The sequence below is a fragment of the uncultured Victivallis sp. genome (assembly GCA_944389935.1).
In the GTDB taxonomy this organism is placed as follows: domain Bacteria; phylum Verrucomicrobiota; class Lentisphaeria; order Victivallales; family Victivallaceae; genus Victivallis.
Genome location: CALXOE010000036.1, coordinates 1 through 22,886, shown reverse-complemented (window position 1 = coordinate 22,886; position 22,886 = coordinate 1). Strand labels below are relative to the sequence as shown.

Genomic DNA, 22,886 nt, shown 5'->3' with positions numbered 1-22,886 from the left:
TGTCCCGGCCGGAATTGTCCTCCTAACCGCTGAAAAATTCTGGTCAAATCAACGCTTGAAATCCGGAGCGGAAATGCTTCCGCTGCAAAATGACTCCCTCTCAATCAGTTTTCCCGGCAACAACGTAGTACTGATTGCGGAACGGTCAGAATTCTTCAATGCCGCCAGCAGAAGCCGGAAAGCAAAGCTTCCGATCTCCTCCGCAGGATACTGGATCGAGCTGAGTCTCGGATTGAGCGCATCACAAACCCGTACATCGTTATCGAAACCGATAATCGCAACATCGGTTCCCGGCCGCAAATGACGCTTTTCCAGCGCACGGTAAACGCCGATGGCCTGCCAGTCATTTGCAACCAGCAGCGCATCCGGTGGTGTCGGAACATCAAAAAGCGCAGAAATCAGCGGTTCCATATCAGGCGGGATCTGCTCCGCCTGTTTGAGCGAGCCCGACTCGTTTTTCGGCATCACAATGGAGAGTTCCGGCAAATCAAACTCCCGCACTGCTTCCTGGTATGCTTGAAAGCGCCGAATAAAATCAGGTTGTTCCGCCTCCTTGTTCACAAAGGCGATCCGCCGTTTTCCAGCCTGCCGGAGGGACCTGACGGCATTGAGGATGGCCCCCCGGTTGTCCACATTCACGGAGGAGACGCCCGCAGCCTCGAAATCATTGCCGATCCCGACCAGCGGCATCACCTCAACAATCTGACGGCACTGTTCCCGGGATAATTCACCAAACATAATCATCCCCTCAACTTTGCGGTCAATCAGCATCTGCGGCAGAGTTCCCTCGCGTGGCTGCCCCGCCACCATCAGGTGAAATCCATGCTGCGCCGCTTCCCGCTGCAGAGCATCGACCAGATCGATAATCAGCGGTACCCGCAGCATGGAACTGCCCATCCCCGCCAGCACGAGACCAATATTTCCCGACCAGAGACCGCCCCGTCCCTCTCCATCTTTTTTCCGCATCGAACGCGCCACGGAATCGGGCTGATAACCGAGCTCGAGAATCGCCGCCTGTACTGCGGACGAAGCAGATGCCGATACTCTCGGATTGCCGTTCAACACCCGGGACGCAGTCCCGATTGAGACTCCCGCCCGGCGTGCCACATCATTCAAAGATACTGTATTCTTCCCCATGAAAATAACCAGGATAACGTTTCATTGAATCGTTTACACAGCTATATTATGGATCAAACGAAGTAAAATGTCAAGAGCTAGAAAAAATTTTTCCCAAAAAAGTCCCGCTCTCCCCGGAAAAATCGATGGAGTTCATCCGACGTTACGTTCCGGGCGGGGAACATGCCGTGCTTGCGGCGATCTATCCGGCCATCGGAGTCCGGGAGAGCCGAAGAATCATCGGGGACTACCTCCTGACCGGGGAGGATGTGAAGAGCGGCGCCCGGTTTCCGGATGCCGTCGCCCGCGGAATCTACCTGCTCGACATCCACAATCCGGACGAGATCGGAGAACCCTCCGAACTCATTCCGCTCGAACAGCCTTACGACATTCCCTACCGGGCGCTTCTCCCGGCGGGGGTGGAGGGGATTCTGACGGCGGGACGCTGTATTTCAGGAGATCATATCGCGCAATCGAGTTACCGGATCATGTCTCACTGCATGGCGATGGGGGAAGCGGCCGGAACTGCAGCGGCGCTCGCCTGCCGGAACGGTGTTTCGCCGCGCGTCCTCGACCCGGCGGAACTCCGGGCGGAACTCGAACGCAACGGGACCAACACCGGCCCCCGGTCCTGACCCGCCGTTCAACACGAAGCCGCGGCGGCGGCGATGAAATTCAGGAGGAAGAGAGTAATCAACGTCATCGCGGCGAAACCCGCTTTCCAGACGGCTTTCCGGCGCTCTTTTCCGCAGATCGCCCGGATGATGTTTTCGAGCGCCATCGCCGCAAGCAGAAGAGAGGAAACGACCCAGCTCCAGCCGAAAAAAGGTCGATCAAAGGGAAAAAATGTGAGCAACACCGTCACCGCGACCAGTACGAAATCGGGAATGTCCCACAGCCGTGGCGGCACGAAACCCAGGACGAAAAATCCCACCAGCAAAGTCAGCCAGAAGTAGAGACTCAATCCCAATATTATCCCGAACAATCCTCCGCCGTGGCTCACGAAGGGGCCACACCACAGCAGCGCACCGAAGAGCCAGAGGGCGGGCAGGTGCGGAGCGAATTTCCGCCGGAACGTTTTCCGCTCCTCCGGCTTCTGATCGGCCTGATGCGATTTCTGGCAAAACGGATGATTGCGGCGAATCGGCATGGCGGCGCTCCTCCCATCTTATTTCCGGAAACGATCCACATTACTATACCACACTCTTCCGCAAAATCAAAAACGGCGGAAGAAAAGGCATCAATCGGAAGCGATCCACCGCCAAATAACCGGGAGGATATCCCGAAGAAAGCCGGCGGGCGGCGGCTTACGCCTTGACCAGCTGCTTTTTTACGAAGCGCAGCGGCTGTTGAAGCATCCGGATCGTGAGACCGACCAGAACCGCCGCAAGCACCGTTCCCTCCCGGATTCCGCTGACTTTCTGAAAGTAGCAGAGCGAAACGAGAATCGCAAGCACAACAATCGAGACATCGAAGCAGACTTTCACCGTTCCAAACGGAATCTTGTACTCCTCCGAAACCGTCCGGATAAAACCGTCGCCCGGCATGTAGGAGACGTTCGCAAGCAACTGAAACGCAATGCCGGTCGCAAGAACCACACATCCAAGCAGTTCCTCAATCAGTCGCAGCGGGTATGCCTCCGGAACGTAAAAGGAAGAGATCCACATCCCGAGATCGATGAAAAATCCGAATGCAAAAAGCGTCGGCAACTGTGCCAGCTGCGCCCAGCCGAACCGGCGCTTCAGAATGATCGCCTGCATGAAGATGAAGAGCAAATTGATTCCGACCGTAGTCATTCCTAGCGTCCACGGAATGATGAAAGTCATGACATAGGGCAGACTCGTGATGGGAGAAGTCCCCAACCCGGGCCGGGTGCTCAACGCGACGCCGAGTCCGGCGAGGACGAGCCCGATGATGAACAGAATAAAACGTTTCCTTTTGCTGTAACGATATTTCATTTATTTCCACTCCGACTGTTTTCCCGGATCGTCTGCAGACAGCGCAGCAGACACTCCCGATCCTGTTCCGGAACACCCGCGCAGGCAGCCTCTTCCGCCTCGCGGAAAAGCTCGCGCATGCGGTGGCCGATCGTCTCGCCTTTGTCAGTGAGCGAGACGATCGAGTTCTTCCGATTCTCGTCGCTCTTGTCGCGCCGGATCAGTCCGGAAAACTCCATCTTCCCGAGGATCGGGGAGAGCGTCGCCGGATCGATCAGACAACCGTCGGCGATCTCCCGCTGAAAGGAAGCGGGGTGGCTCATGAGAAAGTCGATCACTTTCGGTTGACCCGGCAGCAACTCCGGATATTCCCGCAGCAGCCGGGCGAGAAAACGCTTCTGAAACAACGTATGCGCCGCCAGAAGATTGTAATGCAGCGAATGTTCCATTTTATCTCTTCAAAATCATTAGTATCCTAATAATATATCACAGGAAACGGTTATTTTCAAGCGGAGGAAAGGACGAATCCCGGAGAAGACCCGATTCCTCCTGCATTTTTCCCGGAGAATCCCTGTTTTTTCGTTTGACGGGACGGGATTGCGGGTGTATGATTCCTTATCGGGTCGAAGACACCACGAAGTCAAACAGCTTTCAGGAGGCAACATGAAAATGGAAAAAACTCTGGCGGTCACGGCGCTTCTCTGCGCTGCGGTTTTCACATTCTGCGGATGTCGGTCCGTCGACGCCGCCGCCGAGAACAAGGAGAAAAAAGCGATGAATATGCAGGACGTTTACCAGTTTCTGAAAGATGCCGGAGTCTACTACATCGCCACGGTCGACGGCGACCAGCCGCGCGTGCGCCCGTTCGGAACCATCCACATCTTCGAGGGAAAACTCTACATCCAGACCGGCCGGAAGAAGAACGTCTCGCGTCAGCTCGGCGTCAATGGGAAAACCGAACTCTGCGCGATGAAAGGCGATGAGTGGATCCGTCTCTCCGGCACACTCGTCGATGACAACCGCCGCGAGGCGAAAGTCTCCATGCTCGACGCCTACCCCTCCCTGAAAAAGATGTACAGCCCCGACGACGACAACACGCAGGTGCTCTATTTCAAGGACGCGACCGCCACAATCTACTCATTCTCGCACGACCCAATCGAAATCAAATTCTGACACTCCACACGGCTCTCCGGGTCCGGAGAGCCGGACTTATTTCAAATCACCGCAGGATTCGGTTTCAATTCCGCAGACAACCAGCTTGAAACTCATGGCAATGCGTCGAATTCGCGGATCATGTAGCCGCCCTCCCCGGCGGCCTCCTTGAAATTAAGTTTGATGTAACGCGCACGGCGCGGCGCAGTAAGCTGAATCGTCTCCTCCGAGCGCGGCGGGCGGTCCGTCGCCGCGTAGGCATCGAAAAAACGTTTCCCGTCCTCGGAAAGCTGAACCGTAAAACTCTTCGGAGCCCCGTCTCCCCAGTCGATCTGGAGTCGGGCAACCCGCCGAGTTCTCCCGAGATTGAACTGAATCCACTGCGCCTTTCCGCCCGGTGCGCGCCACGCGGTCCGGTGCGATCCGTCCGTCGCATACTCGGGGGCTCCGTCCGGCATCTGCGACGCTCCCGCCCACACCTTGCAGCGATAAGCCGGGCTCTTCACCGGCGGATACACCTCCACCTCGTACAGGGAAAATCCGTACTGCGTCGTCCGCTCCCGGCAGTCGATCCGGATGAATCTCGCCTCCTGCGGCGCAAAATCGACGACGTCATACGCTCCCTGCGTCCCCTCGGTCTGTTCAAAAACCTCCTTGTAATGCTCGTCGTCGGTCGAAAGTTGAATTGCGTACCACAATGGGGCGGAACGTTCCCAGTTCAACACGATCCGCCCGATCCGCCGCACCTGCCCGAGGTCGAGCGTCAGCCACTGGTCGTCCCCCCGGCCGGAGGACCAGCGGGTCGAGGCGATTCCATCCACGGCAAAACAGCTCTCATATTTCGGATACTCGACCGAACTCCTCAAAGTCGCGCAATCCCGCGCGTAGTTCGGGTATTCAACGGCTGAGAGCGGCGATGCCGCCGCCACCGCCGCACCTGCAAAAAAGAACAGAATTTTCCGAACCTTCCCGGTCATGCGCCCGCTCCCCCCGTCCGCAGGGCGCGGATCTTCGCACAGACCCGGCGCGCTTCCGCCAGGATCTCAGCTTCGCCCGGGATCTCCCGGTTTTCCATCAGAATCCGCCCGTCGCAGATCACCGTGTCGATGCAGCTCGAATCGGCTGAATAAACGAGGTTCGCCGTCAAATTGAAGTCCGGAACAAGCAGCGGATTGTCGAGATCGACCAGAACAATGTCCGCCAGTTTCCCCGCAGCGATGACCCCTGCGTCGATCTCGAACGCCTCCGCTCCCGTGCGCGTCGCCGCCCGGAAGATGTCGCCGTCGCGCCCCGCGGTCGGGCTGCCGGACTCATTCTTCGCCGAGAGCGCCGCAAACTTCATCTCCTCGAGCATCGAGAGATTGTTGTTCGACGCACATCCGTCGGTGCCGATCGTGAAACGGCAGCAGCCCATCTCCACCGCCCTGCGATAGCGGAACTGACCCGACGCAAGCTTGAAGTTCGAGCAGGGACAGTGCGAGATATACGCGCCGCGCTCCCGGATGATCTCGATATCCCCGTCCGAGAGATGCACCGCGTGCGCGAGCACGGTCCGCGGCCCGAGAATCCCGAGCGAATCGAGATACGCGATCGGCGTCATGCCGTGCGCCGCCACACACTCCTCCACCTCGCGCGCGGTCTCGGAGGCGTGGATATGGATCACATGACCATCGGCTTTCGCATCCTCCGCGACGCGGCGCAGCACCTCCTCCGAAACCGTGTAGACCGCGTGCGGCGCGTGCGCCACCTGAATCCGTCCCGAGCCGCCGCCGTTCCACGCAAGCAGCTCCTCGTTGCATTTCCGGTTGCGCTCCAGCACAGCTCCATCGGAGCCGGAGATGTAAAGCAGCCCGATCGCCGCCCGCATGCCCATCTCCTCGACCGCACGGATCGCGTCCGGCTGATACCAGTACATGTCGTTGAAGAAAACCGTTCCGGACCGGATCATTTCGAGCAGTGCGAGCCGCGTCCCGGCGTAGATGTCCTCCCCGGTCAGCCTCCCCTCCGCCGGCCAGATATAGTCGTTCAGCCAGGTGAAGAGTTCCATGTCGTCGGCGTAGCCGCGCAGCAGCGTCATCGCCGCATGCGTGTGCGTGTTGTAGAACGGCGGAATCGCCGCCTTGCCGGAGCCGTCGATCACGCGGGCGGTTCCGGGCGCGATTTCCGGCGCGATGCGGGCGATCCGATTCCCCTCGATGAGGATGTCGGTCTCTGCTCCGTCCAGCCGGACACGTTGAATCAGAAGCTTATTCATCGATTTTTCTCCAGAAATCCGAGCTCGGGGGCGACGACGCCGGAACGCCGCACCGTATCGAGAATCCTCTCCTCAAGTTCCGGCGAGGGGCGGTTCAACCCCGGTGCGAGTCCGCCGCCGAGCACCTCAAGCGCGCCGTAGTTGTCGAGCGCCATCGTCGGATCGATATACTTGAGATGGGTCGGCTCCTCGAGCACGAAATTCAGCGGCTCTTTCGCGTTCAGCACCCGTTCCGCCGGGATTTCCGGCCCGAACTCGTCCTCGACTCCCATATTCGCGACGATCGCATTTCCATCGGTCAGGATGGCCGGATCGAACTTTCCGGAGAGCGCTCCGCGGATGCCGGTCGCACAGACCACACACCACGCCTCTTTCAGCGCGGTTTCGATTCCCGCGCGGTCGCCGAGATCGACGATCGACGCACCGAACGGCGGAACGACTTTCCGCACGTCGTCGACGACCGTCACCTGCGCCCCGCCGAGCGAGGCGTACATCACGATGCCGGAGCCGACCTTGCCGCAGCCGAACACCACGATCCGTTTCCCGGAAAAGTCGCCGTATCCGAAGCGGGCCATGCCGCGCCGGAAGCCGTCCCCGGTCCCGAGCGCGGTTTCGATCTCCTTGATCCGCCCGTCGTCCGCGAGAAAGACCGGCTGCGCACAGTCGCGGTAGCGGTACATCCCGGAGCGGGTCAGTTCGACGTAGCCGTACTGCGCTTTCACATCGGCATTCGCCCCGGCGCAGTCGAGCACAACGTCGTAGGTGCGTCCGAGCGCCGCCTCGTCCGCGACCGCCACGCCGCATTCGCGCAGAGTCTCGACCACACGCTCGTCATACGGGATTCCACGCCCGTAACCGACCGTCAGCTCCGCGCCGCCCTCGAGCAGCGCAATATATTTCACCATCGTGTTGCGGAACACCGGCGTCGCGTCGAAAATCCGCCGTCCCGAGAGCGGTTTCGCCGCGCGCCATTCGCGCATCTGTTCCGCGAGTGCCGGATACTCCTCCGGCCGGTAGACGCCGCGCAGCGCCTCTTTCAACCATTCAATCTGCATATTCATCCCCGACCAGTAACGCCCTCCGGCCCCTTGTTCAAAGCAAAGCCGTTCTCATCGTATCTCCCTATAAAAGATACCGCGAATTCCGGCAGTACGCAACCCGGGCCGGGGCTTTTTCCGAAAAAAAAGACCCCCTCCTGCATCCCGGACAAAATAATCCCGTATTTTGTGGAAAACATTCTGGAAAATCGAGGAAAATGGATTATCTTGTATGATATACAATATTCCATCAATCATCACCTTTCGAGGAGTCGATATGCTGCCTGAATCGAGTTTGAAATTTCTGAAAGAGTTCATGACCGCCTCGAGCCCGTCCGGGTTTGAAGAGGAGGCGGCGGCCGTGTTCCGCAATTACCTCTCCGGCTTCTGCGCGGAGGTCAAAACCGACGTGCTCGGCAATACCATGGGAATCCTCAATCCCGGAGCGCCGCTGCGGGTCATGCTCGCAGGGCACTACGACGAAATCGGCTTCCAGATCGTCTACATCTCCGACGAGGGACTGCTCTACTTCCGCCCGAACGGCGGGATCGACAAGCTGAACGTCCCGGCCACCGAAGTCGAGATCCTGACCGCGAACGGCCGCGTCCCCGGCGTGATCGGCAAAAAACCGATTCACCTGCTCAAGCCCGCCGAACGCGACACCGCTCCGGATCTCTCCGACATGTGGATCGACATCGGTGCGACGAACCGTGAGGAGGCGGAGAAGCTCGTTTCGGTCGGCGATCCGGTCGCAGTCCGCTCGAACTTCCGCATGCTCAACGAAAACCGCTTCGTCTCCAAAGGCATGGACGACAAGGTCGGCGCGTTCGTCGTAGCTGAAACGATGCGCGAACTCTCGAAACGCAAACTTAACGTCGCAGTCTACGGCGTCGGCACCGTCCAGGAGGAGGTCGGACTGCGCGGCGCGCATACAAGCTGCTTCGGCGTCGATCCGCAGGTCGGCTTCGCGATCGACGTCGGCTTCGCGACCGACATCCCGGACATCCCGAAAAAACTGCTCGGCGACATCAAACTCGGCGCCGGCCCGGAACTGAGCCGCAGCTGCGACAACAACGTCGTCCTCGGCCGGCTGATCCGCAAGGTCGCCGGAGAACATAAGATCGCCTATCAGGAGACCGCGTCTCACCGTGCGTCCGGCGGCACCGACACCGCCCAGATGCAGATGACCCGCGCCGGCGTCGCAACCGCGCTCGTGAGCATCCCGAACCGCTACATGCACTCGCAGGTCGAGATGTGCGATCTGCGCGACGTCGAGGGCGCCGTCCAGCTGCTGACCGAATCGATCGCGGCGCTGAAGGGCGACGAGAGTTTCATCCCCGGAATCGACTGAACACGAAAAAGAAAGGAGAAGCTGACGTGACCCAGTCCGAGTTGGCCGCCGCACTGCAGCGGCGGCAGCACACCCGCAAGAACCTGAAGCGTTACATGCATACCCGCAGCTTCAACCAGCTCGCCGGGCGCAATACCGCGCCCGGCAGCGCCCGCCGTACGCGACGCAGCCATGCATCGGCGAAAATCATGCTCAGTCTGATCGCCATGGGAAGCATCGCCACCGGGCTGTACTTCGTTTTCTTCTGATTTCTCCGGCCGGATCGGCCTCATCCCCCGCCGATCCGGCAGAAAGCGATGGGCAGCAGCAGCGTTTTGATTACGAATTTGAACGGGGCAATTCCTCCGGCGATCATGTTGCGCACCCCGTTTCCGAGCTGTCCGAACGGGATTCCGACCGTGGCCTGAACCACTCCGAGCGGCAACCGGAAGAAATTGACGAGATCATACCCCATCGACACCATGTGCTGTGCGCCGCTCATAAGTCCGCGCATGACATACGGCGCGGCGACCTGCGCGCCCTTGATCGCAATCGGCGTCAAAATCGCGATCGTCACTGGATCCATCGCCTCGACCCGCTGCATGGCAGGCGGAGCTGCGAAGCAGAACAGCAATAGAAGAAGAATCAAACCTTTCCTCGTCGCCATGATTCCGTTCTCTCCTTGTTTCATCAGTGGAACATCCATTCCAGGTATTGTACGGTATTATCCTGCGGTCCGGTGATATTGAACCCGGGAAAAGTGAAAGTCAGCCGGTACGACGGGCGGCGCGGCGGCAACTCCTGCCCGACACGGTTGCGCCCCGCATCCTCGTCGGCGGTCGCAACGGAGTCCGGCAGCTGCGTGAGCTGCGGGCCGATGGTGACGGTATAGGTGCCGCTCTCCTGCCACGTGAGCCCGCCGAGACGCGAAACGAGCAGTTCATCAAGCTGATCTTCGAGCAGAATCCGTTCACGCCGGTAGACGTCGAGCGCCGCCAGAACCTCGTCGGCCTCCTCCTCTTCGAGATTGCAGTAGGTCTGAAGCATGAGCCGGTCGGCGGTGAAGATGCTCGGCGAACCGGTCGAAATGCTCAAGCCCTCCGGCGGAACCAGCCGGACCGAGCTCAATCGCCCGTATTTATCCGCCGGAAACATCTCGAGGAATCCGGGGACCCAGGCGAATTCCTCGCGGAACTGGGGCGCGGCGTTCCGCGGCAGCGGCGACATGCCGATATCCTCGTAGTCGGCGGCCTCGAACCCGTTCAGAGAGAGTTCATCTCCGCTGTCCATGTAGTCGGTCAGAGCGGCACTGAGATTATCGATGGTGTCGTGCAGCATTTCGTCAAAAAGTTCAGAGTTCGAGATGGTCGAGAGCGTATTCTGATAGTTGCTTGAACTCAGATCGTATCCACTGCGCGCATCGGTGATCGTAAACTCGACCGGCGTCCCGTAGTAGTTCAGATGGTGTACGACTCCGTCGGCGAAAAAACGGTCGTGATCGTATTCGGAGTAGTCGGTCCGCCCGAGTTCGACGGTCGAGTAAAGCGAACGGTCCGCCGCGATCAGATACTGCACGCGGTTCGCCACACCCTCGTTGATGTAGAACGACTTCTGGAGTTCCACATGCGCCGAGATCGTATAACTGTTGTACTTCGAGAGCATCAGGGCCGCCGTCGCGAGCAGTCCCGCGGTGAAAATCAGACAGAGGACAGCTACAAGAGCGGAACCCGATTCCGATTGTCTGTTCGTTTCCCGCCTCATAACATCGGGGTCTCCCGTCTGCCGAACGTGCTGTTCGACGAGGAGCCGGCCGTGCGGCGCAGCCATTGCTCCGTCGTGCCGTCGAGCCATTCGACGGTCATCTGGATCGCAAGCGGGGTGGACTCGTGATCCTCCTCGACCCAGGAGTTTTCAAAGACGATCTCATCGTCCTCCTCCTCGGCGTAGAGGAAACTCACGCTGCGCACCTGCGTTGCGAGCACTTCGCGCGAATAATCCTGCGTGCCCTCCTCCTCCCACGGCAGCCGCGGATAGCTCGAATACTCCGCGATGAGCTCCTCGCCCTCGACCCGGATTCGCACGAACAGAAACGCCCCGCGGTCGCTGCCGTAGGTGCGCTGCAGCGTCACGAAGTGCAGCGAATCGGGTTCGCCCTCAAAGACCAGCCGGGTTGAATTGAGTTCATCCTCCCACTCGAACGGAACCAGATTGCGCACGAGCCGGTCCATGACCCGGTCGATCGTCTGACAGGTCTTCAGCCGTTCCGTCACTCTGACCGAGCGCTGGTAGCCGTTGTAGAAAGCCGCCGACGCCGTGCCGAGAATCAGCGCGACGACAACGAGTACCGCCATCGCCACAACCATCTCCACCAGAGTGAAATGGCGTCGTCTATTCGCCTGCGAGAGTCGTTTCATAGCTGATCTTATCCACCAAAATGGTTCCGACGGTTTTCCGGTCGCGCAGCCGGATGAGTTCCACAACACAGGTGCGCAGCGGCAGCTGGTCGGGGATGTTTATGTAATCTTCCGGCAGATTCTCCGCGTCGCGGTAGTAGCAGAGCGCCTCGTAGTCCGAATACGGGAAATAGGTGTAGGGAACTCCGCCCGGATCCTCTCCCGGCTGCAGCAGATAATACTCCGCCGCCTGCATGAGGATGTGAGTCTCCCGCCATTTCTCGTAAACGCGCGCGAGCCGGCTCTGGGAGGCGGTCAGAATCTGCAGCAGTCCCGCGAGCGACAGCGTCAGAATTCCGAGCGCCACGACGACTTCTATGAGCGTGAAACTCCCCCTGCCTCTCATAACGAATCGACCTCCCCCTCCGACTGCCGCAGCAATCCCGTCAGCGGAGAAACCTGAAACCGGCGCTCGAAGTTCCGGAACTTCAGTACGAACTCCCGCGCCGCGTTCGCACTTCCGTCGGAGAAGAAACGGAACACTTCGACCGTGCCGTCCTCCCCGGCTTCCGCGCTCAACGTTTCGGCATCGAGCTCGAATTCGTCCGGCAGTTTCCACTGCAGCGGCGGCCTCTCCTCTTCCTGCGGCTGCCACAGGGATTCCGACTGCGCGGATTCCGGATCCACCGCAAGGAAGATCCGCTCATCCGGGTTGAATGCGACGACCCGGTCCGCGCCGTTTTCCATCGCATTGTAGCGCACCTGTGCGCACCAGCTCTCGAATCCGAGTGCGGCGCTGTTCATCTTCTGCACGGGGGACTCCCCCCGGAAAGCCGACACCGCCAGCGTCGTGGTGATTGCGATAATTGCGATCACCACAACGAGTTCCAGCAATGTAAACAGCTTCCGGCCCATCCGGGTTTACTCGGTTGCGACGTAATTCGTGATATCGGCGTTTTCGCCGGTGCCGCCGGGCTGACCGTCGGCGCCGTAGCTCAGGAGATCGAAGTCGCCGTGTTCACCGGGATAGACGTAGACGTAATCGTTCCCCCACGGATCTTTCGGAACGGCGGGCCGGATGTAGGGACCGTCCCACTTCTCGTTCTGATCGACGTTTTCCGTCAGACTGGACAACGTCTCCGGATAGCTCCCGACATCGAGCCGGAAACTGGTCAGGGCGTCTTCGAGCAGTTTGATCTGCGTCGTTGCGGCTCCGACGTTCGCTTTCTTCACGTAATTCAGGTAGATCGGCGTTGCGATCGAGGCGAGCGTGACCAGAATGATGATCACGACCACGACTTCGATCAGAGTGAAACGGCTTCTTCTTGTACGGTTCTTTTTCATATCGCGGGTCCTCCCTGGCTGATTGAGTTGATTTCCATCATGGCGACAAAGATCGAAACGACCACGACCAGTACGATCAGGGCGAGAAAAACGATCACCGCCGGTTCGAACAGACTCAGCAGCCGTTTGATCTTGAGTTTCGTATCGTTTTCGAGGTGGGAGGCGATTTTCGCGAGCATCTCCCCCACGGTTCCGGACTCCTCGCCGACGCGCAGCATCGGCACCATGCTCGCGGGGACGAAACGGTTGCCCGCGAGCGCCGCCGAGAGCTTGTCGCCCCCCTTGAGTTTGCGGTCGATCTCCGCAAATCCGGCCGCGACGACCGGGTTCGCGATGATCCGCCCCGAAATCCGCACCGTCCGGATGATCTCGACGTGGTTCGCGATGAGAATCGCGAGCGTGCGGATGTACTTGCACATCTCGAGATCGACCACGATCCGCCCGAAGAGCGGCAGCTTCAGCACGAGCCGCGACAGCGCAAGACGCAGACCGTTTTCCCCGAGAATCCGCTTGAGCAGCATCCAGCTCCCGATGCAGAGCAGCGGCACCAGCCACCACGCATACGAGAAAAACGTGCTCATCGCAAGCAGAAACTCCATCGACGGCGGCATCTCCCGCCCCATGTCGATGAAGATTTTTGCAAAACGCGGCACGAACACCGTGAAGAGCAGCACCGTCACGATCAGCGTGACGCCGAGAATCGCGAGCGGATAGATCGAGCTCGACACGATGAAATCTTTCAGTTCCTTGCTCTCGCCCATGAATTTGTAGAGCTCGTTCGTGACCTCCGGCAGGCAGCCGGTCTCCTCGCCCGATTCGATGAGGTTCGCATAGTACCCGGGGAAGAGATTCCCGTGGCTGCGCGCGAGCTCCGAAAACTTCTTGCCCTCGTGCAGCCCCTGTCGCAGTCCGTTCACAAAATCGTGCTGTTCCGGTTCGGTCGAACTGTCCGCGATGATCGCAAGCGCCCGTTCGAGCGGGATGTGCGAATCGAGCAGCGGCGCGAGCTGGCGCGTGAATTCGTAGGTGTTGACCTTGCTGCGGCGCAAACTGAATTTCCCGCCGGAAACGGTCGCCTCGCCGCAGAAACGGATGGGCACGATCTTCCGGCTGCGCAGTTTGTTCTGCGCCTCGGAGATGCTGTCCGCTTCGATCAGAATCTCGTGCGGGCTTTCGCCTTTTGCGGCGGCAAGGTATTTGTACAGTCCCATCGGTTACAACTCCGCAGTCGAACGGTTCAACTCCTCGAGCGTGGTGATTCCGGCCCGGACTTTTTCCATGCCGTCCTCCTGCAGTGTGACCATGCCGTGCCGCACCGCGATCTCCTGGAGTTCGGAACTCGAGGCGTTATGATTCACGGCCGCGCGCAGTTCATCGTCGACGGTCAGAAGCTCGAAAATACCGCACCGCCCCTTGTAGCCGGAACCGTTGCAGCGGCGGCATTTATTGCCGGCTTCGTCGGTCATCTTCCCGTGACAGACCGGGCAGATCTTCCGCACAAGCCGCTGCGAGAGCACGCCGAACAGCGCCGAGGAGACGAGAAAGTTCTCCACGCCCATATCGAGCAATCGGGTCACGGCGCCGACCGCGTCGTTCGTGTGCAGCGTCGAGAGCACGAGATGGCCGGTCAGCGCCGCGTTGATCGCGATGTCGGCGGTTTCGCGGTCGCGGATCTCGCCGACGAGGATGATGTCCGGGTCCTGACGCACGATGCTGCGCAGTCCGGTCGCGAAAGTCACGCCGATCTTCGCATTGACCTGCATCTGGCAGAGTCCTGCCATCTTGTATTCGACCGGGTCCTCGACCGTGATGATCTTCTTGCGGTTGTCGTTCAGATGATTGATGACGCTGTACAGTGTGGTCGTCTTGCCGCTCCCGGTCGGGCCGACCACGAGGATGATCCCGTGCGGGATCTGGATGAGCTTGCGGAACTGCGCAAGGTGCGTCGGCGACATGCCGAGGATGCCGAGGTCGAACGAGATCGCCTCCTGGTTCAGCAGTCGCAGCACGATGCTTTCACCGGTCAGAATCGGGATCGTCGAGATACGCATGTCGAGCTCCTGCCGTCCGAGCTGGATGTTCGTACGGCCGTCCTGCGGCAGACGGCTCTCGGCGATGTTGAGTCCGCCGAGCAGTTTGATGCGCGACGCGATCGCGGGAAACTGCGACAGCGGTGTGTTGATGATCTCAGTCAGGACACCGTCCACCCGGCAGCGCACCGCGACACTCTCCTCGCCCGGCTCAATGTGGATGTCCGACGCACCGAGCTCAATCGCGCGCGTGAAGATGTCGTTGACCAGCCGGACGATCTTCGCCTCGCCCGCCATCGAGCGGAGCATGTTCTCGTCCTCGACCTCCATCAATTCGTTCTCCTCCTCGACGCTCTGGAGTTTGCTCAGCAGCCGTTCGAGGAACGTGCGGCGCACGAAGCGGAAGCGGGTTCCGGTCTTCCAGGTGCGGCGCACGAGAAAGGTCAGCTGTTCGAGTTCATACGGGTCGACCACCAGAAAGGTGATCGCCTCCTCATCCCACTCCTCGGGCAGGCAGCCGTTCGCGTTGAAGAAGTCGTAGGGGGCGTCCGGAAACGGCTCCGGCAGCTTGAACTCCTCCTCGTCGACGGGTTCGCACCCGTAGGCTTCGGAGTAGAGCGCGGCGAGCTGCGACTCGGTCAGCGTCCCGGCCTGCACCATCGCCCGGTCGGCGGCGCGCGCCTCGTCGCGGGAGGGGGAAGCCGGATACTCCGGATTCCGTTCCGCGAGAAGTTCCCGCAGCCGCCGGCGCGCGGCGTTGAAATCAAACGCTTTGTCGCTCATCGCCAGAACTCCGAGTGGTCGAGTTTGTTCGCGCCCTTGCGCGGCTTGGCTTTGTCGCCGAGCGTATCGTCGAAGTCATTGAGGGTTTCAAGCGCCTCGTTGTAGCGTTTGATGAGATCCTCAACCTGGCTCTTCTCGTTCACAATGTAGCCGGTGATGAGCACGAGAATCTCGGAACGCTCGATCTTCGCCTCGGTGCTGCCGAGCAGCCGGCGCAGGAACGGAATGTCGTTCACGAGCGGCACAGAGGCCAGATCGTCGTTGTGCTTCTCCTGAATCAGTCCGCCGATGATCATCGTGCGTCCGTGAGCGATGGTCATGGAGGTTTCGATCTCGCGCTTCGTGATCTCCGGAGAATCGATATTACTGGAAGTGTTCGTAACTGCGGCGGAAAGCTCCTGCGTGATGTCCAGCGAGATGAGATCCGTGCTCGTGATCTGCGGCGTCAGCGTCAGGATCACGCCGACCGGCTCATATTCATAATTCTCGGCCAAACTGGTGTCCGAAGAAGTATTCGTAATGCCGGATTTGATGAGCGGCACTTCGCTGCCGACCTGAATCCGCGCTTCGGTGTGGCTCGAAACGAGCAGCTGCGGGCTGGAGATGACCTTCACCGCACTGTTTCCCGCGAGTGCCCGGATGTATCCGAACTTGTTCTCGGGGTTGTTCGGATCGTTCAGAAGTGCGGTGAACCCCTCCTGTTTCGTCTCGCCGAACGGCGTGAGATTCTCATAGTTCGTGCCGAGCATGGAGTCGATCCCGCTGCCGGATCCCTTGGCCGAGAATTCGAGCCCGAACTGCGTCGACTCGGTCAGCGTCACCTCGACAATCAGCACCTGCAGCAGCACCTGCGCCGGAACGACGTCGAGCCGGTCGAGCAGCGCCTTGATGCTCGCGTAGGTGCGCGGGGTCGTGCGGATCACGAGCCGGTTCAGCATACCGTCCGCGAAGATCCGGACCGGAGTGTCGAAGAGGCTCGAACTCTGATCGGTTTGCGTGCTGGTCGTGCGGGTCGAACCGGTGTTGTTGCGGTTGTTGGAACTCGAACTGCTGGTCGAGCGGGTCGTGACCGTGTTCAGCGTGTTGGTCCGGATGTTGCCGGTCTCGGTGTCGATGGTCTGGCTCGCGCCCTGCGTGTTGTAGATGATCGAGAGCGCCTGCGCGAGCTGGTCGGCGCGGTTGTGCCCGACCTTGTAGACGAACACGCGCTCCTGGTCGATCGAGTCGGCGCTGTCGAGAATGTCGACCCATTTGCGGATCTCATCGATCGCGTCCTGCGTCGCGGCCGAGACCACGATCATCTGCAGCCGGTCGACGCCGACCAGCTGAATCGCGCCCGGCAGTTCGGTCTTGTCGGTCGTCTCGGTGATCGTGAAGCCGAGCACGGGCAGCACGTTCTGAAGTTCCTCAATGACTCTGGTCGGCAGGATGTTGCGGCACGGAATCGCCATGCGCGGCCAGTTGCGGCGGACGCCCTGGTCGATCGTGTCGAGAATCTGCCGGATCTTCGCGACATTCGCGGAGTCGTCGCAGACCAGCACCGCATTCGGCCGCGCGAGTTCGACGCAGACGCTGTCCTTGCCGAGGAACGGCTTGATCTGCGTGACGACGTCTTTCGCGGTCGAGTTTTTGAGCGGATAGTAGAACACTTCGCGCCCGACTTTCGCATCGGCCTGCTGCGCAAGTTTCGGCAGCGCCATGATCTTCAGCAGCGAATCCTCGACCGTGACCCCCGCGCCGGCGAGATAGAGCATCCGGTCAAATGTGTTCCAGAGCTCCCGCCGGGTCATTTTTGAGTTCAGATTCAGCGTCACAGTTCCCTTGAGATCGCTGTCCGCGACGAAGTTGAAGCCGAGCACGTCCGCGAACGCCGGAAGAACATCCAGCAGCGGCGCACTGTTGAAGATGAGCGAGACGGAGAGCTCCTCGTCGCCGTTCATGAAGATGAAATCGTCGTAGAATCGCGGCTCGGCTTCGACCTCGGGGGCGACCGGACTCTTCGTTTCGCCCGGCTTGCCGGAGGAGTTCAGCTGCTCGAGGAGTTCCACGTCGCTCTCGGAAGCGACGCTCTTGTCCGGGAGCACCTGTTCCTGCTCGATGGTCTCCGGCTCGGCGGGCACCCGCTCTTTCTGTTCGCTGCGCAGAAAATCGAATCTCCCTTTTTTCTCCTCCTCCGCATCCTCTTCCGGACGGAAAATTGAGCAGGAGGTGAGCAGGGCGGCCAGGCCGATCGCCGCCAGAGCCGCAACGCGGGGCGGCCGGAACATGTGGTTTGTCGTTTTCATCATGGTTTCACCGGGTTTTATGCTTATCGTCATACTTCGTAACACTTCACTCTGCTCATCGTCCGGGCGGAGGCGGCGGGGGCGGAGCCGCTCCGCCCCGGTTGCCGGTGTTGCCCCGATTCTGGTTCTGCTGGAGCGTCCGCTGCATCATGCGCATCATCTGGAAGTTCTGGCGCATCTGCATTTGCTGCATCTGGCGCATCTGCTGGAAGAAATTCGGGCGCCGCTGACGCGAGGATGAAGTCGTTGCGATTCCGAGCGAGGGATCCTGGATCTCCAGTTCCATGCGGTCACTGCCGCGGGTCAGGACCGCGCCGGTGCGGGAAACCTCTTCCAGCGTGTAACCGTTGCTGAGCGTCTCGCCGACCCGGACATACTGCCGGAGCGTGAGCGTCTGTTCCCGCTGCTGCTGTTGCTGCAGCGTGGCGGCATCGGTTCCGCCGAAATTCCGCCAGACCCCGTCCACAAGCTGCACGCGGATCGGACTGCGCGTGTTGGCGGAGGAGTTGTTCCGCCCGCCCCAGCGTCCGCCGGGCCCGCCCATGAAATTGCCGCGGTTATTCGAGGACCCGGCTTTCTGCTTGATGATCGCCCCCTTGACGCCGCCGATCTCGAACGTGCCGACCAGCGTCAGCTCGATCCGGGTCGAACGACCGCGGCCGAACACCGCGTTCGGACAGCGCTCGCTGTTGAAAATGTTGTTGTCGATGATCGTCGCCATGCGCGAATCCAGCGAGAGCGGCGTCACGGTTTTCGGGGTGGCGGCCGATGCGGCCGGGGCGCTCTTCTTTGAACCGCTCTGCTTGACGGAAAACACCTCAGCCCCACCGTCTCCTCCGGTCAGATGACTTGCGACGGCCGCGAGCAGCCAGACAGCCAGAAGCACGTTGATCACAATCAGAATGGTTCTCATTTCGTGCCTCCTTTCCGGTCGGGCTCCTCCCCGTCGAACCCGATGATCCGGATCGCGCCGTTGAAGTTCATGTTGCCGATGAGATCGGTGTTGCGCATCTCCGGCCGAAGATCGAGCCGCCGCCAGGAGAGCGACGGGCGGATCTCCTGAATCCGGCCGAGAAACCGCACAAGCGTCTCGAGCGTTCCCGAAGTCGAGAGATCGATCTCCGCGTAGTAGAGCTCGTTATTGATGCGCGTGGTCCGAACCGAGCCGAGGCTGTTGAGTTTCAGCTCGATCTCACTGGCAGCCTGCTGAATCTTGTTGCGCAACTCCGTCTCGACGACGCCGTCGCGCTCCTCGTGCCAGTAGCTTTCGAGCTGTTTCCGGTAGCGCTCTTTGAGCTCATCGGCGGCTTTCCTGCGCGCGAGCAGAGTCGCGTTCTGCTGCTTGAGCTGCTTGATCTCCCGCTCGAGGGCGTCGATCCGCTCCTCGCCCGGCAGCAGCTCTCCGAACGAACCACTGAAATTCCAGAGGAGGAAGATCCAGCTCAGCCCCAGCGCACAGAGCGCCACGGTCAGCTTGCCCTTACCGGTTTTGACGAAATCCCGAAACGAGGTTCTCATCTGGCCGCCTCCTCATTCGGAACGAGTTTCAAGGTGATCATCGTGACGGTATCGCCCATGCGGCGCTGCTGAAGCTGACCGACTTTCCAGTACGGGACCCGGCGCAGCAGCGCGGGCAGATCGAGATTTTCCGCCTCGCTCTGAATCATGAGGTCGACGCTCGACTCGCTCCAGCGCAGACTCGAAACCATCGCATTCGACGGCAGAAGTTCGGTCAGGACCGCGAGTTTTTCGATGACATCCGACTCGCCGGCTTTCAGGTTCACGACGCGCGAAAGTTCGCGCTGCTCCTTTTCCGTTGCCTTGAGTCTGGAAGAGAGCGTCGTGTTTTCACGTTTGATCCGGTCGCGTTCCGCAACGGCAGTCCGATAAGCATGGTAGTTTTCCCGGATGCTCCCCGCCGCCGACCAGGCGTAACTGGCAATGAGCAGAATCACCAGCAGCGCCGTAATCCGGAGCTGGTTGCGGAAACGGCGCGGCCGCATCGGGTCCGGCAGCAGCCGGAGTCCGCGCTCAGCCTGCCGGAAACCGGGCTGTATGACGAGCCGCGCCGCAAGCAGGCACTCCAGATAATCCCCGACCCGGAACTCACTCCCCTCCGGGAATTTGAACTCGCGGCGGAACAAAGCCTCCCACGGCCCGAAATCCGGAACCGCCGGACTCGGCCGCCACTCGCCGTCGGCAAACCCGAATTCGGGATCGAGTCGCGGCAGATCCACCGCCGGATCGCCGGAACGCCAGACGAGAAGCGGATAGAGGAACTCATCCGCCCGTCCTCCCGCCTGCGTCAGCATCGCGGCGGGATGCTCCAGCGAACTGCCCGGAATGACATAGACGTTCACCGGGACATTCCCCTCCGCATCGGCCTCGTCGGCATAAAATTGAAACCGGTGATCCTCCGGAACCGCCAGAATCCGCTGCGACAACTCCATTTCGAGCGCTTCGCGACGCGCGCGCGGAGTCAGATCAATCGAATCGAAACGGAAAAAAATTCCTTTCGGCAGCGCTCCGGTGAGAAAGAGCGGGCACTCCCGCCCCCGTCCGAGCTGGCGCAGCAGACGTTTCCACGCCTGCGCCGGGTCATTGGAGTCGACCGTCTCGATCGCATGGCGAGTCACCGAATATTGCGCTCCCCGGCGGCGGAAGACACATCCGCGCACCGTCTCCGGGCCGAAAGCGAGCACCGCGAACTCCCTGATGTGGCCGCTGTTCATCATATTCTGTCCTGCAGTTCCGCCTCTTACGGTTTTTCAGCGGGCTGTTCCGCCTCAAGTTTCTTCAGAAGTTCCCGCGTTTTCGCCCGCGCGGCGGCAGGATCGCTGCGGCGGAGGCGGTCGACCTCGGCCATCTCCTCCGGAAATTTCTGCCGGAGAAGCCGCAGCTGCCGCATCGGATTTTCGCGCGGCGGAGGCGACGGCGCGTCATCGGAACCGTTTCCGCGCCCCGGCATGCCGGGACGGCCGCCCATTCCGGGCATGGAAAGTTTGATTCCCGCCTTTTCCGCGAGTTCCCGGATCTTCTGGAATGCGGCGCGCCGGTCGGTTTTGCCGAGCTCCTCGATCTCGGCCATCTCTTTCGGATATTTCGCCTTGAGTTCGGCGAGCTGTTCACTCATGGTCTTTGGAATTTCGACGCCGGCTTTTTTCGCGAGTTCCTGCAGTTTCGCCTCGGCTTCCGCGCGCATCTTCTCGATGGCGGCGAACTCCTCGGGGAACTTCTCCTTGATCTTCGCCTCGGCTTCCGCGCGCGGATTGACGGGAGCGCCCATCATCCCGCCGCGCCTGCCCTCGCGGTTCCAGCCGCCCGGACGACCACTGCGACGGCCTCCGGACTGCCCATCATCCCGCTGACGGTTCTCCGGCGGAGTCGGCGCGGCTTCCGTATCTGCGGCCGATGCGGAAAAGAAAAACAGCGCGGACGCGAACGCGAACGCCCCGAAAAGAAGAGTCGTCTGTTTCATCATCTGAAGATTCCTTTCGCAAAAAAAACAAGCCTGCACTTGCAATTTTAACGTGCCTTTTGTCGCGCTTATTGTGTCTTCCGGCAGAAAAAATCTTCCTTTTTGCTTTTTTTCTCCGCAAGATGGCGAAAATTCGCGTTTTTTCCATTTCCCCATCTTGACATCACGGTCGTTTTGTGTCATAATAAATCAGAGATGAATCAAATTAAACTTTATATGACGCAGACCATCGAAGTCATGGAAGTCGAACAATTCAAAAGCAAAAGCGATCTGATCTATGAAGATTTGAGCAACCAGATCCGGTCCGGGGTGTATCCTGCGGGGACCAAACTGCCGCGGGAGAGTCTCTTCGCCCGGCAGCATGGGGTGGCGCTCCTGACTCTGCGCAGCGCGCTGGCGCGGCTCGAGGCGGAAGGGCTCATTGCCCGGGTGCCGCGCAGCGGGACGTTCGTCATGAATCCCGCGTCCGGCAAACCGCGCACGATCCTGCTGCGGATCGAGGATTACTGCGGAAATCCGATGAGGGAGAAATATTTCAACCGGAATCTGATTCTCGGAGTGGCGAACAGTTCCTACCTCTGCAACTGGGAGTTGAAACTCTCGAACTGCACCGAAGATCTCGACAAACTCAAACTGCGTTACCGCAAGGGGGAATATCTCGGAATCATCTGGGATCGCCCGCCCGCAGACTGTTTCCCGGTCATCGAAGAACTCGGGAAACTTCAGGTTCCGCAGGTGTGCATCAACCGGCAGGCTGCGGGGAGTCTGCCGCTGAGCTGCGACTACTGCGAGGCGATCCGGCTGGCCATGCGATTTCTGCGCGACATCGGCCATCGTGAGATCATGCTGATCGACATCGACCGGAATTCTCCGGTTTTCGTCGACCGTCGCAAGGAGTTTCTCGATCAGCTCCGCTTCTCCGGCGTAGAGCGGCCGGAAGAGTGCCTGCTGCGCCTCGAATACCCTCCCCGGGACTGCTGGCTCGCCATCGCCGAACGGTTCCGTCGCCGACCGGGAATCACAGCGGCGATCGTCTCCCATACTCACATGGATGATTTCCTGCGCTATGTGGAAGAGGCCCGGATCGGCATCCCCGGCGATCTCTCCGTCATTCAGTGGGGCGAGAGCGATCATCACAATCTCAAGAACGACATGAAATTCAGCACCCTGACCGAATCGCGATTCGCGATCGGGGAACGGGCGGTCGAACTTTTGAAACAACTTGCCGAAGACAGCTTCCGGAGCTGCGAGCCGCAACTGCTCACCCCGCAGCTGGTCATGCGCTCAAGCTGCGCACTGCCGCGAAATATGAAATTTGTGACCGTTGCATCCTGACCAATTAGGGAGAACACCATGAAAAGACATTTCACGCTGATCGAGCTCCTCGTGGTAAAAACAGGTCAAGTCTGCCATTCTTTCCACGCTTGCACCGGGCAGTCAAGAGAGGGGTTCGGGGGAGAGAAAGCGGCTCGTAAGAACGCGTCTCTCCCCGTACCAAACAACCATCAAACAATCATCCATCAGCCAATATCCACCCCGCAACCCATTCCGGCGCTCGGCGGAACAAGAGAGGGGTTCGGGGGAGAGAAAGCGGCTCGTAAGAACGCGTCTCTCCCCGTACCAAACAACCATCAACCAACCAATCGGCCGATCATCGCCCCGCAACAAATTCTCCGCTCGGCAAGCGGCGAAGTGGAGCAAAAACGCGAATGGGTCTTTCCGCAGAAAAGCGGGAAGAGCCGTTCGC

Annotated in this window: 26 protein-coding genes; 6 read left to right on the top strand and 20 right to left on the bottom strand. The window is 60.0% G+C overall.

The features are described from left to right. Window positions 1–48 precede the first annotated feature (48 nt). Window positions 49–1,107 carry a LacI family DNA-binding transcriptional regulator gene (locus Q0J85_RS11010; RefSeq protein WP_294481414.1) on the bottom strand — a complete coding sequence of 353 codons (1,059 nt, stop codon included), beginning with the start codon at window positions 1,105–1,107 and terminating at the stop codon, window positions 49–51. A 155-nt stretch (window positions 1,108–1,262) separates the two neighbouring features. Between Q0J85_RS11010 and Q0J85_RS11005 the strand changes: the two genes are divergently transcribed. Beyond that, window positions 1,263–1,751, top strand: coding sequence for an FAD-dependent oxidoreductase (locus Q0J85_RS11005; RefSeq protein ID WP_294481389.1), 489 nt, complete (start codon window positions 1,263–1,265; stop codon window positions 1,749–1,751). 8 nt (window positions 1,752–1,759) lie between these two features. Here Q0J85_RS11005 and Q0J85_RS11000 read toward each other — a convergent pair whose 3' ends face one another. From Q0J85_RS11000 to Q0J85_RS10990, 3 genes are all read right to left on the bottom strand, one after another. Beyond that, complete coding sequence (locus tag Q0J85_RS11000; protein WP_294481388.1) at window positions 1,760–2,266, bottom strand: hypothetical protein; 507 nt, start codon at window positions 2,264–2,266, stop codon at window positions 1,760–1,762. Between the two features lie 157 nt (window positions 2,267–2,423). Continuing rightward, window positions 2,424–3,074, bottom strand: a complete 651-nt coding sequence (locus Q0J85_RS10995; protein ID WP_294481387.1) for a DUF6198 family protein — start codon at window positions 3,072–3,074, stop codon at window positions 2,424–2,426. After that, entirely contained in the window at window positions 3,071–3,502 is a 432-nt protein-coding gene (locus tag Q0J85_RS10990) for a MarR family transcriptional regulator (protein WP_294481386.1), read from the bottom strand. Before Q0J85_RS10990 ends, Q0J85_RS10995 begins: the two co-directional genes overlap by 4 nt. Window positions 3,503–3,833: 331 nt before the next feature. Between Q0J85_RS10990 and Q0J85_RS10985 the strand changes: the two genes are divergently transcribed. Then, entirely contained in the window at window positions 3,834–4,226 is a 393-nt protein-coding gene (locus Q0J85_RS10985) for a pyridoxamine 5'-phosphate oxidase family protein (protein ID WP_367274644.1), read from the top strand. A 92-nt stretch (window positions 4,227–4,318) separates the two neighbouring features. On the opposite strand, the gene Q0J85_RS10980 is transcribed toward Q0J85_RS10985, so the two are convergent. From Q0J85_RS10980 to Q0J85_RS10970, 3 genes are read right to left on the bottom strand one after another with little or no spacing between them, the layout of a single operon-like run. Then, window positions 4,319–5,182 carry a discoidin domain-containing protein gene (locus tag Q0J85_RS10980; RefSeq protein ID WP_294481381.1) on the bottom strand — a complete coding sequence of 288 codons (864 nt, stop codon included), beginning with the start codon at window positions 5,180–5,182 and terminating at the stop codon, window positions 4,319–4,321. Then, complete coding sequence (locus Q0J85_RS10975) at window positions 5,179–6,459, bottom strand: amidohydrolase (RefSeq protein ID WP_294481379.1); 1,281 nt, start codon at window positions 6,457–6,459, stop codon at window positions 5,179–5,181. Before Q0J85_RS10975 ends, Q0J85_RS10980 begins: the two co-directional genes overlap by 4 nt. Then, window positions 6,456–7,514 (bottom strand): NAD(P)-dependent oxidoreductase, encoded by a 1,059-nt coding sequence (locus tag Q0J85_RS10970; RefSeq protein ID WP_294481378.1) that lies wholly within the window; start codon window positions 7,512–7,514, stop codon window positions 6,456–6,458. Before Q0J85_RS10970 ends, Q0J85_RS10975 begins: the two co-directional genes overlap by 4 nt. Window positions 7,515–7,773: 259 nt before the next feature. Here Q0J85_RS10970 and Q0J85_RS10965 point away from each other — a divergent pair, with 259 nt between their 5' ends. Next, window positions 7,774–8,847, top strand: a complete 1,074-nt coding sequence (locus Q0J85_RS10965; protein ID WP_294481377.1) for a M42 family metallopeptidase — start codon at window positions 7,774–7,776, stop codon at window positions 8,845–8,847. A gap of 26 nt (window positions 8,848–8,873) precedes the next feature. Continuing rightward, window positions 8,874–9,095, top strand: a complete 222-nt coding sequence (locus Q0J85_RS10960) for a hypothetical protein (protein WP_294481376.1) — start codon at window positions 8,874–8,876, stop codon at window positions 9,093–9,095. A gap of 20 nt (window positions 9,096–9,115) precedes the next feature. Here Q0J85_RS10960 and Q0J85_RS10955 read toward each other — a convergent pair whose 3' ends face one another. The 13 genes from Q0J85_RS10955 to Q0J85_RS10895 are packed head-to-tail and all read right to left on the bottom strand — an operon-like array spanning window position 9,116 to window position 21,142. Continuing rightward, window positions 9,116–9,493 carry a hypothetical protein gene (locus Q0J85_RS10955; protein WP_294481374.1) on the bottom strand — a complete coding sequence of 126 codons (378 nt, stop codon included), beginning with the start codon at window positions 9,491–9,493 and terminating at the stop codon, window positions 9,116–9,118. Window positions 9,494–9,516: 23 nt separating this feature from the next. Beyond that, complete coding sequence (locus tag Q0J85_RS10950; protein ID WP_294481372.1) at window positions 9,517–10,587, bottom strand: hypothetical protein; 1,071 nt, start codon at window positions 10,585–10,587, stop codon at window positions 9,517–9,519. Further along, window positions 10,584–11,240 (bottom strand): prepilin-type N-terminal cleavage/methylation domain-containing protein, encoded by a 657-nt coding sequence (locus Q0J85_RS10945; RefSeq protein WP_294481369.1) that lies wholly within the window; start codon window positions 11,238–11,240, stop codon window positions 10,584–10,586. The genes Q0J85_RS10950 and Q0J85_RS10945 overlap by 4 nt, the downstream gene beginning before the upstream one ends. Beyond that, a complete protein-coding gene (locus Q0J85_RS10940) occupies window positions 11,215–11,625 on the bottom strand; it encodes a prepilin-type N-terminal cleavage/methylation domain-containing protein (RefSeq protein ID WP_294481367.1) in 411 nt (136 codons plus the stop codon). Before Q0J85_RS10940 ends, Q0J85_RS10945 begins: the two co-directional genes overlap by 26 nt. Beyond that, the gene (locus Q0J85_RS10935; RefSeq protein WP_294481365.1) at window positions 11,622–12,134 is read right to left on the bottom strand and encodes a type II secretion system protein; all 513 of its coding nucleotides are present in this window, start codon (window positions 12,132–12,134) and stop codon (window positions 11,622–11,624) included. Before Q0J85_RS10935 ends, Q0J85_RS10940 begins: the two co-directional genes overlap by 4 nt. 6 nt (window positions 12,135–12,140) lie before the next feature. Continuing rightward, window positions 12,141–12,563 (bottom strand): type II secretion system major pseudopilin GspG, encoded by a 423-nt coding sequence (gene gspG / locus Q0J85_RS10930; protein ID WP_294481363.1) that lies wholly within the window; start codon window positions 12,561–12,563, stop codon window positions 12,141–12,143. After that, entirely contained in the window at window positions 12,560–13,774 is a 1,215-nt protein-coding gene (locus Q0J85_RS10925) for a type II secretion system F family protein (RefSeq protein ID WP_294481361.1), read from the bottom strand. Before Q0J85_RS10925 ends, gspG begins: the two co-directional genes overlap by 4 nt. Before the next feature lie 3 nt (window positions 13,775–13,777). Then, entirely contained in the window at window positions 13,778–15,376 is a 1,599-nt protein-coding gene (locus tag Q0J85_RS10920; protein ID WP_294481360.1) for a GspE/PulE family protein, read from the bottom strand. Continuing rightward, window positions 15,373–17,664, bottom strand: coding sequence for a secretin N-terminal domain-containing protein (locus Q0J85_RS10915; RefSeq protein WP_294481358.1), 2,292 nt, complete (start codon window positions 17,662–17,664; stop codon window positions 15,373–15,375). The genes Q0J85_RS10920 and Q0J85_RS10915 overlap by 4 nt, the downstream gene beginning before the upstream one ends. 52 nt (window positions 17,665–17,716) lie before the next feature. Continuing rightward, complete coding sequence (locus Q0J85_RS10910; RefSeq protein WP_294481357.1) at window positions 17,717–18,574, bottom strand: hypothetical protein; 858 nt, start codon at window positions 18,572–18,574, stop codon at window positions 17,717–17,719. After that, window positions 18,571–19,179, bottom strand: a complete 609-nt coding sequence (locus tag Q0J85_RS10905; protein WP_294481356.1) for a hypothetical protein — start codon at window positions 19,177–19,179, stop codon at window positions 18,571–18,573. Before Q0J85_RS10905 ends, Q0J85_RS10910 begins: the two co-directional genes overlap by 4 nt. Next, window positions 19,176–20,396, bottom strand: a complete 1,221-nt coding sequence (locus Q0J85_RS10900; RefSeq protein WP_294481355.1) for a hypothetical protein — start codon at window positions 20,394–20,396, stop codon at window positions 19,176–19,178. The genes Q0J85_RS10905 and Q0J85_RS10900 overlap by 4 nt, the downstream gene beginning before the upstream one ends. Before the next feature lie 23 nt (window positions 20,397–20,419). Beyond that, window positions 20,420–21,142 (bottom strand): hypothetical protein, encoded by a 723-nt coding sequence (locus tag Q0J85_RS10895; RefSeq protein ID WP_294481354.1) that lies wholly within the window; start codon window positions 21,140–21,142, stop codon window positions 20,420–20,422. Between the two features lie 192 nt (window positions 21,143–21,334). On the opposite strand from Q0J85_RS10895, the gene Q0J85_RS10890 reads away from it, so the two are divergent. Both Q0J85_RS10890 and Q0J85_RS10885 read left to right on the top strand, forming a co-directional pair. Next, on the top strand, window positions 21,335–22,474 hold the full coding sequence (locus Q0J85_RS10890) for a GntR family transcriptional regulator (RefSeq protein WP_294481352.1): 1,140 nt from the start codon (window positions 21,335–21,337) through the stop codon (window positions 22,472–22,474). Between the two features lie 18 nt (window positions 22,475–22,492). After that, a partial coding sequence (locus Q0J85_RS10885) for a hypothetical protein (protein WP_294481350.1) occupies window positions 22,493–22,886 on the top strand: 394 nt, incomplete at its 3' end.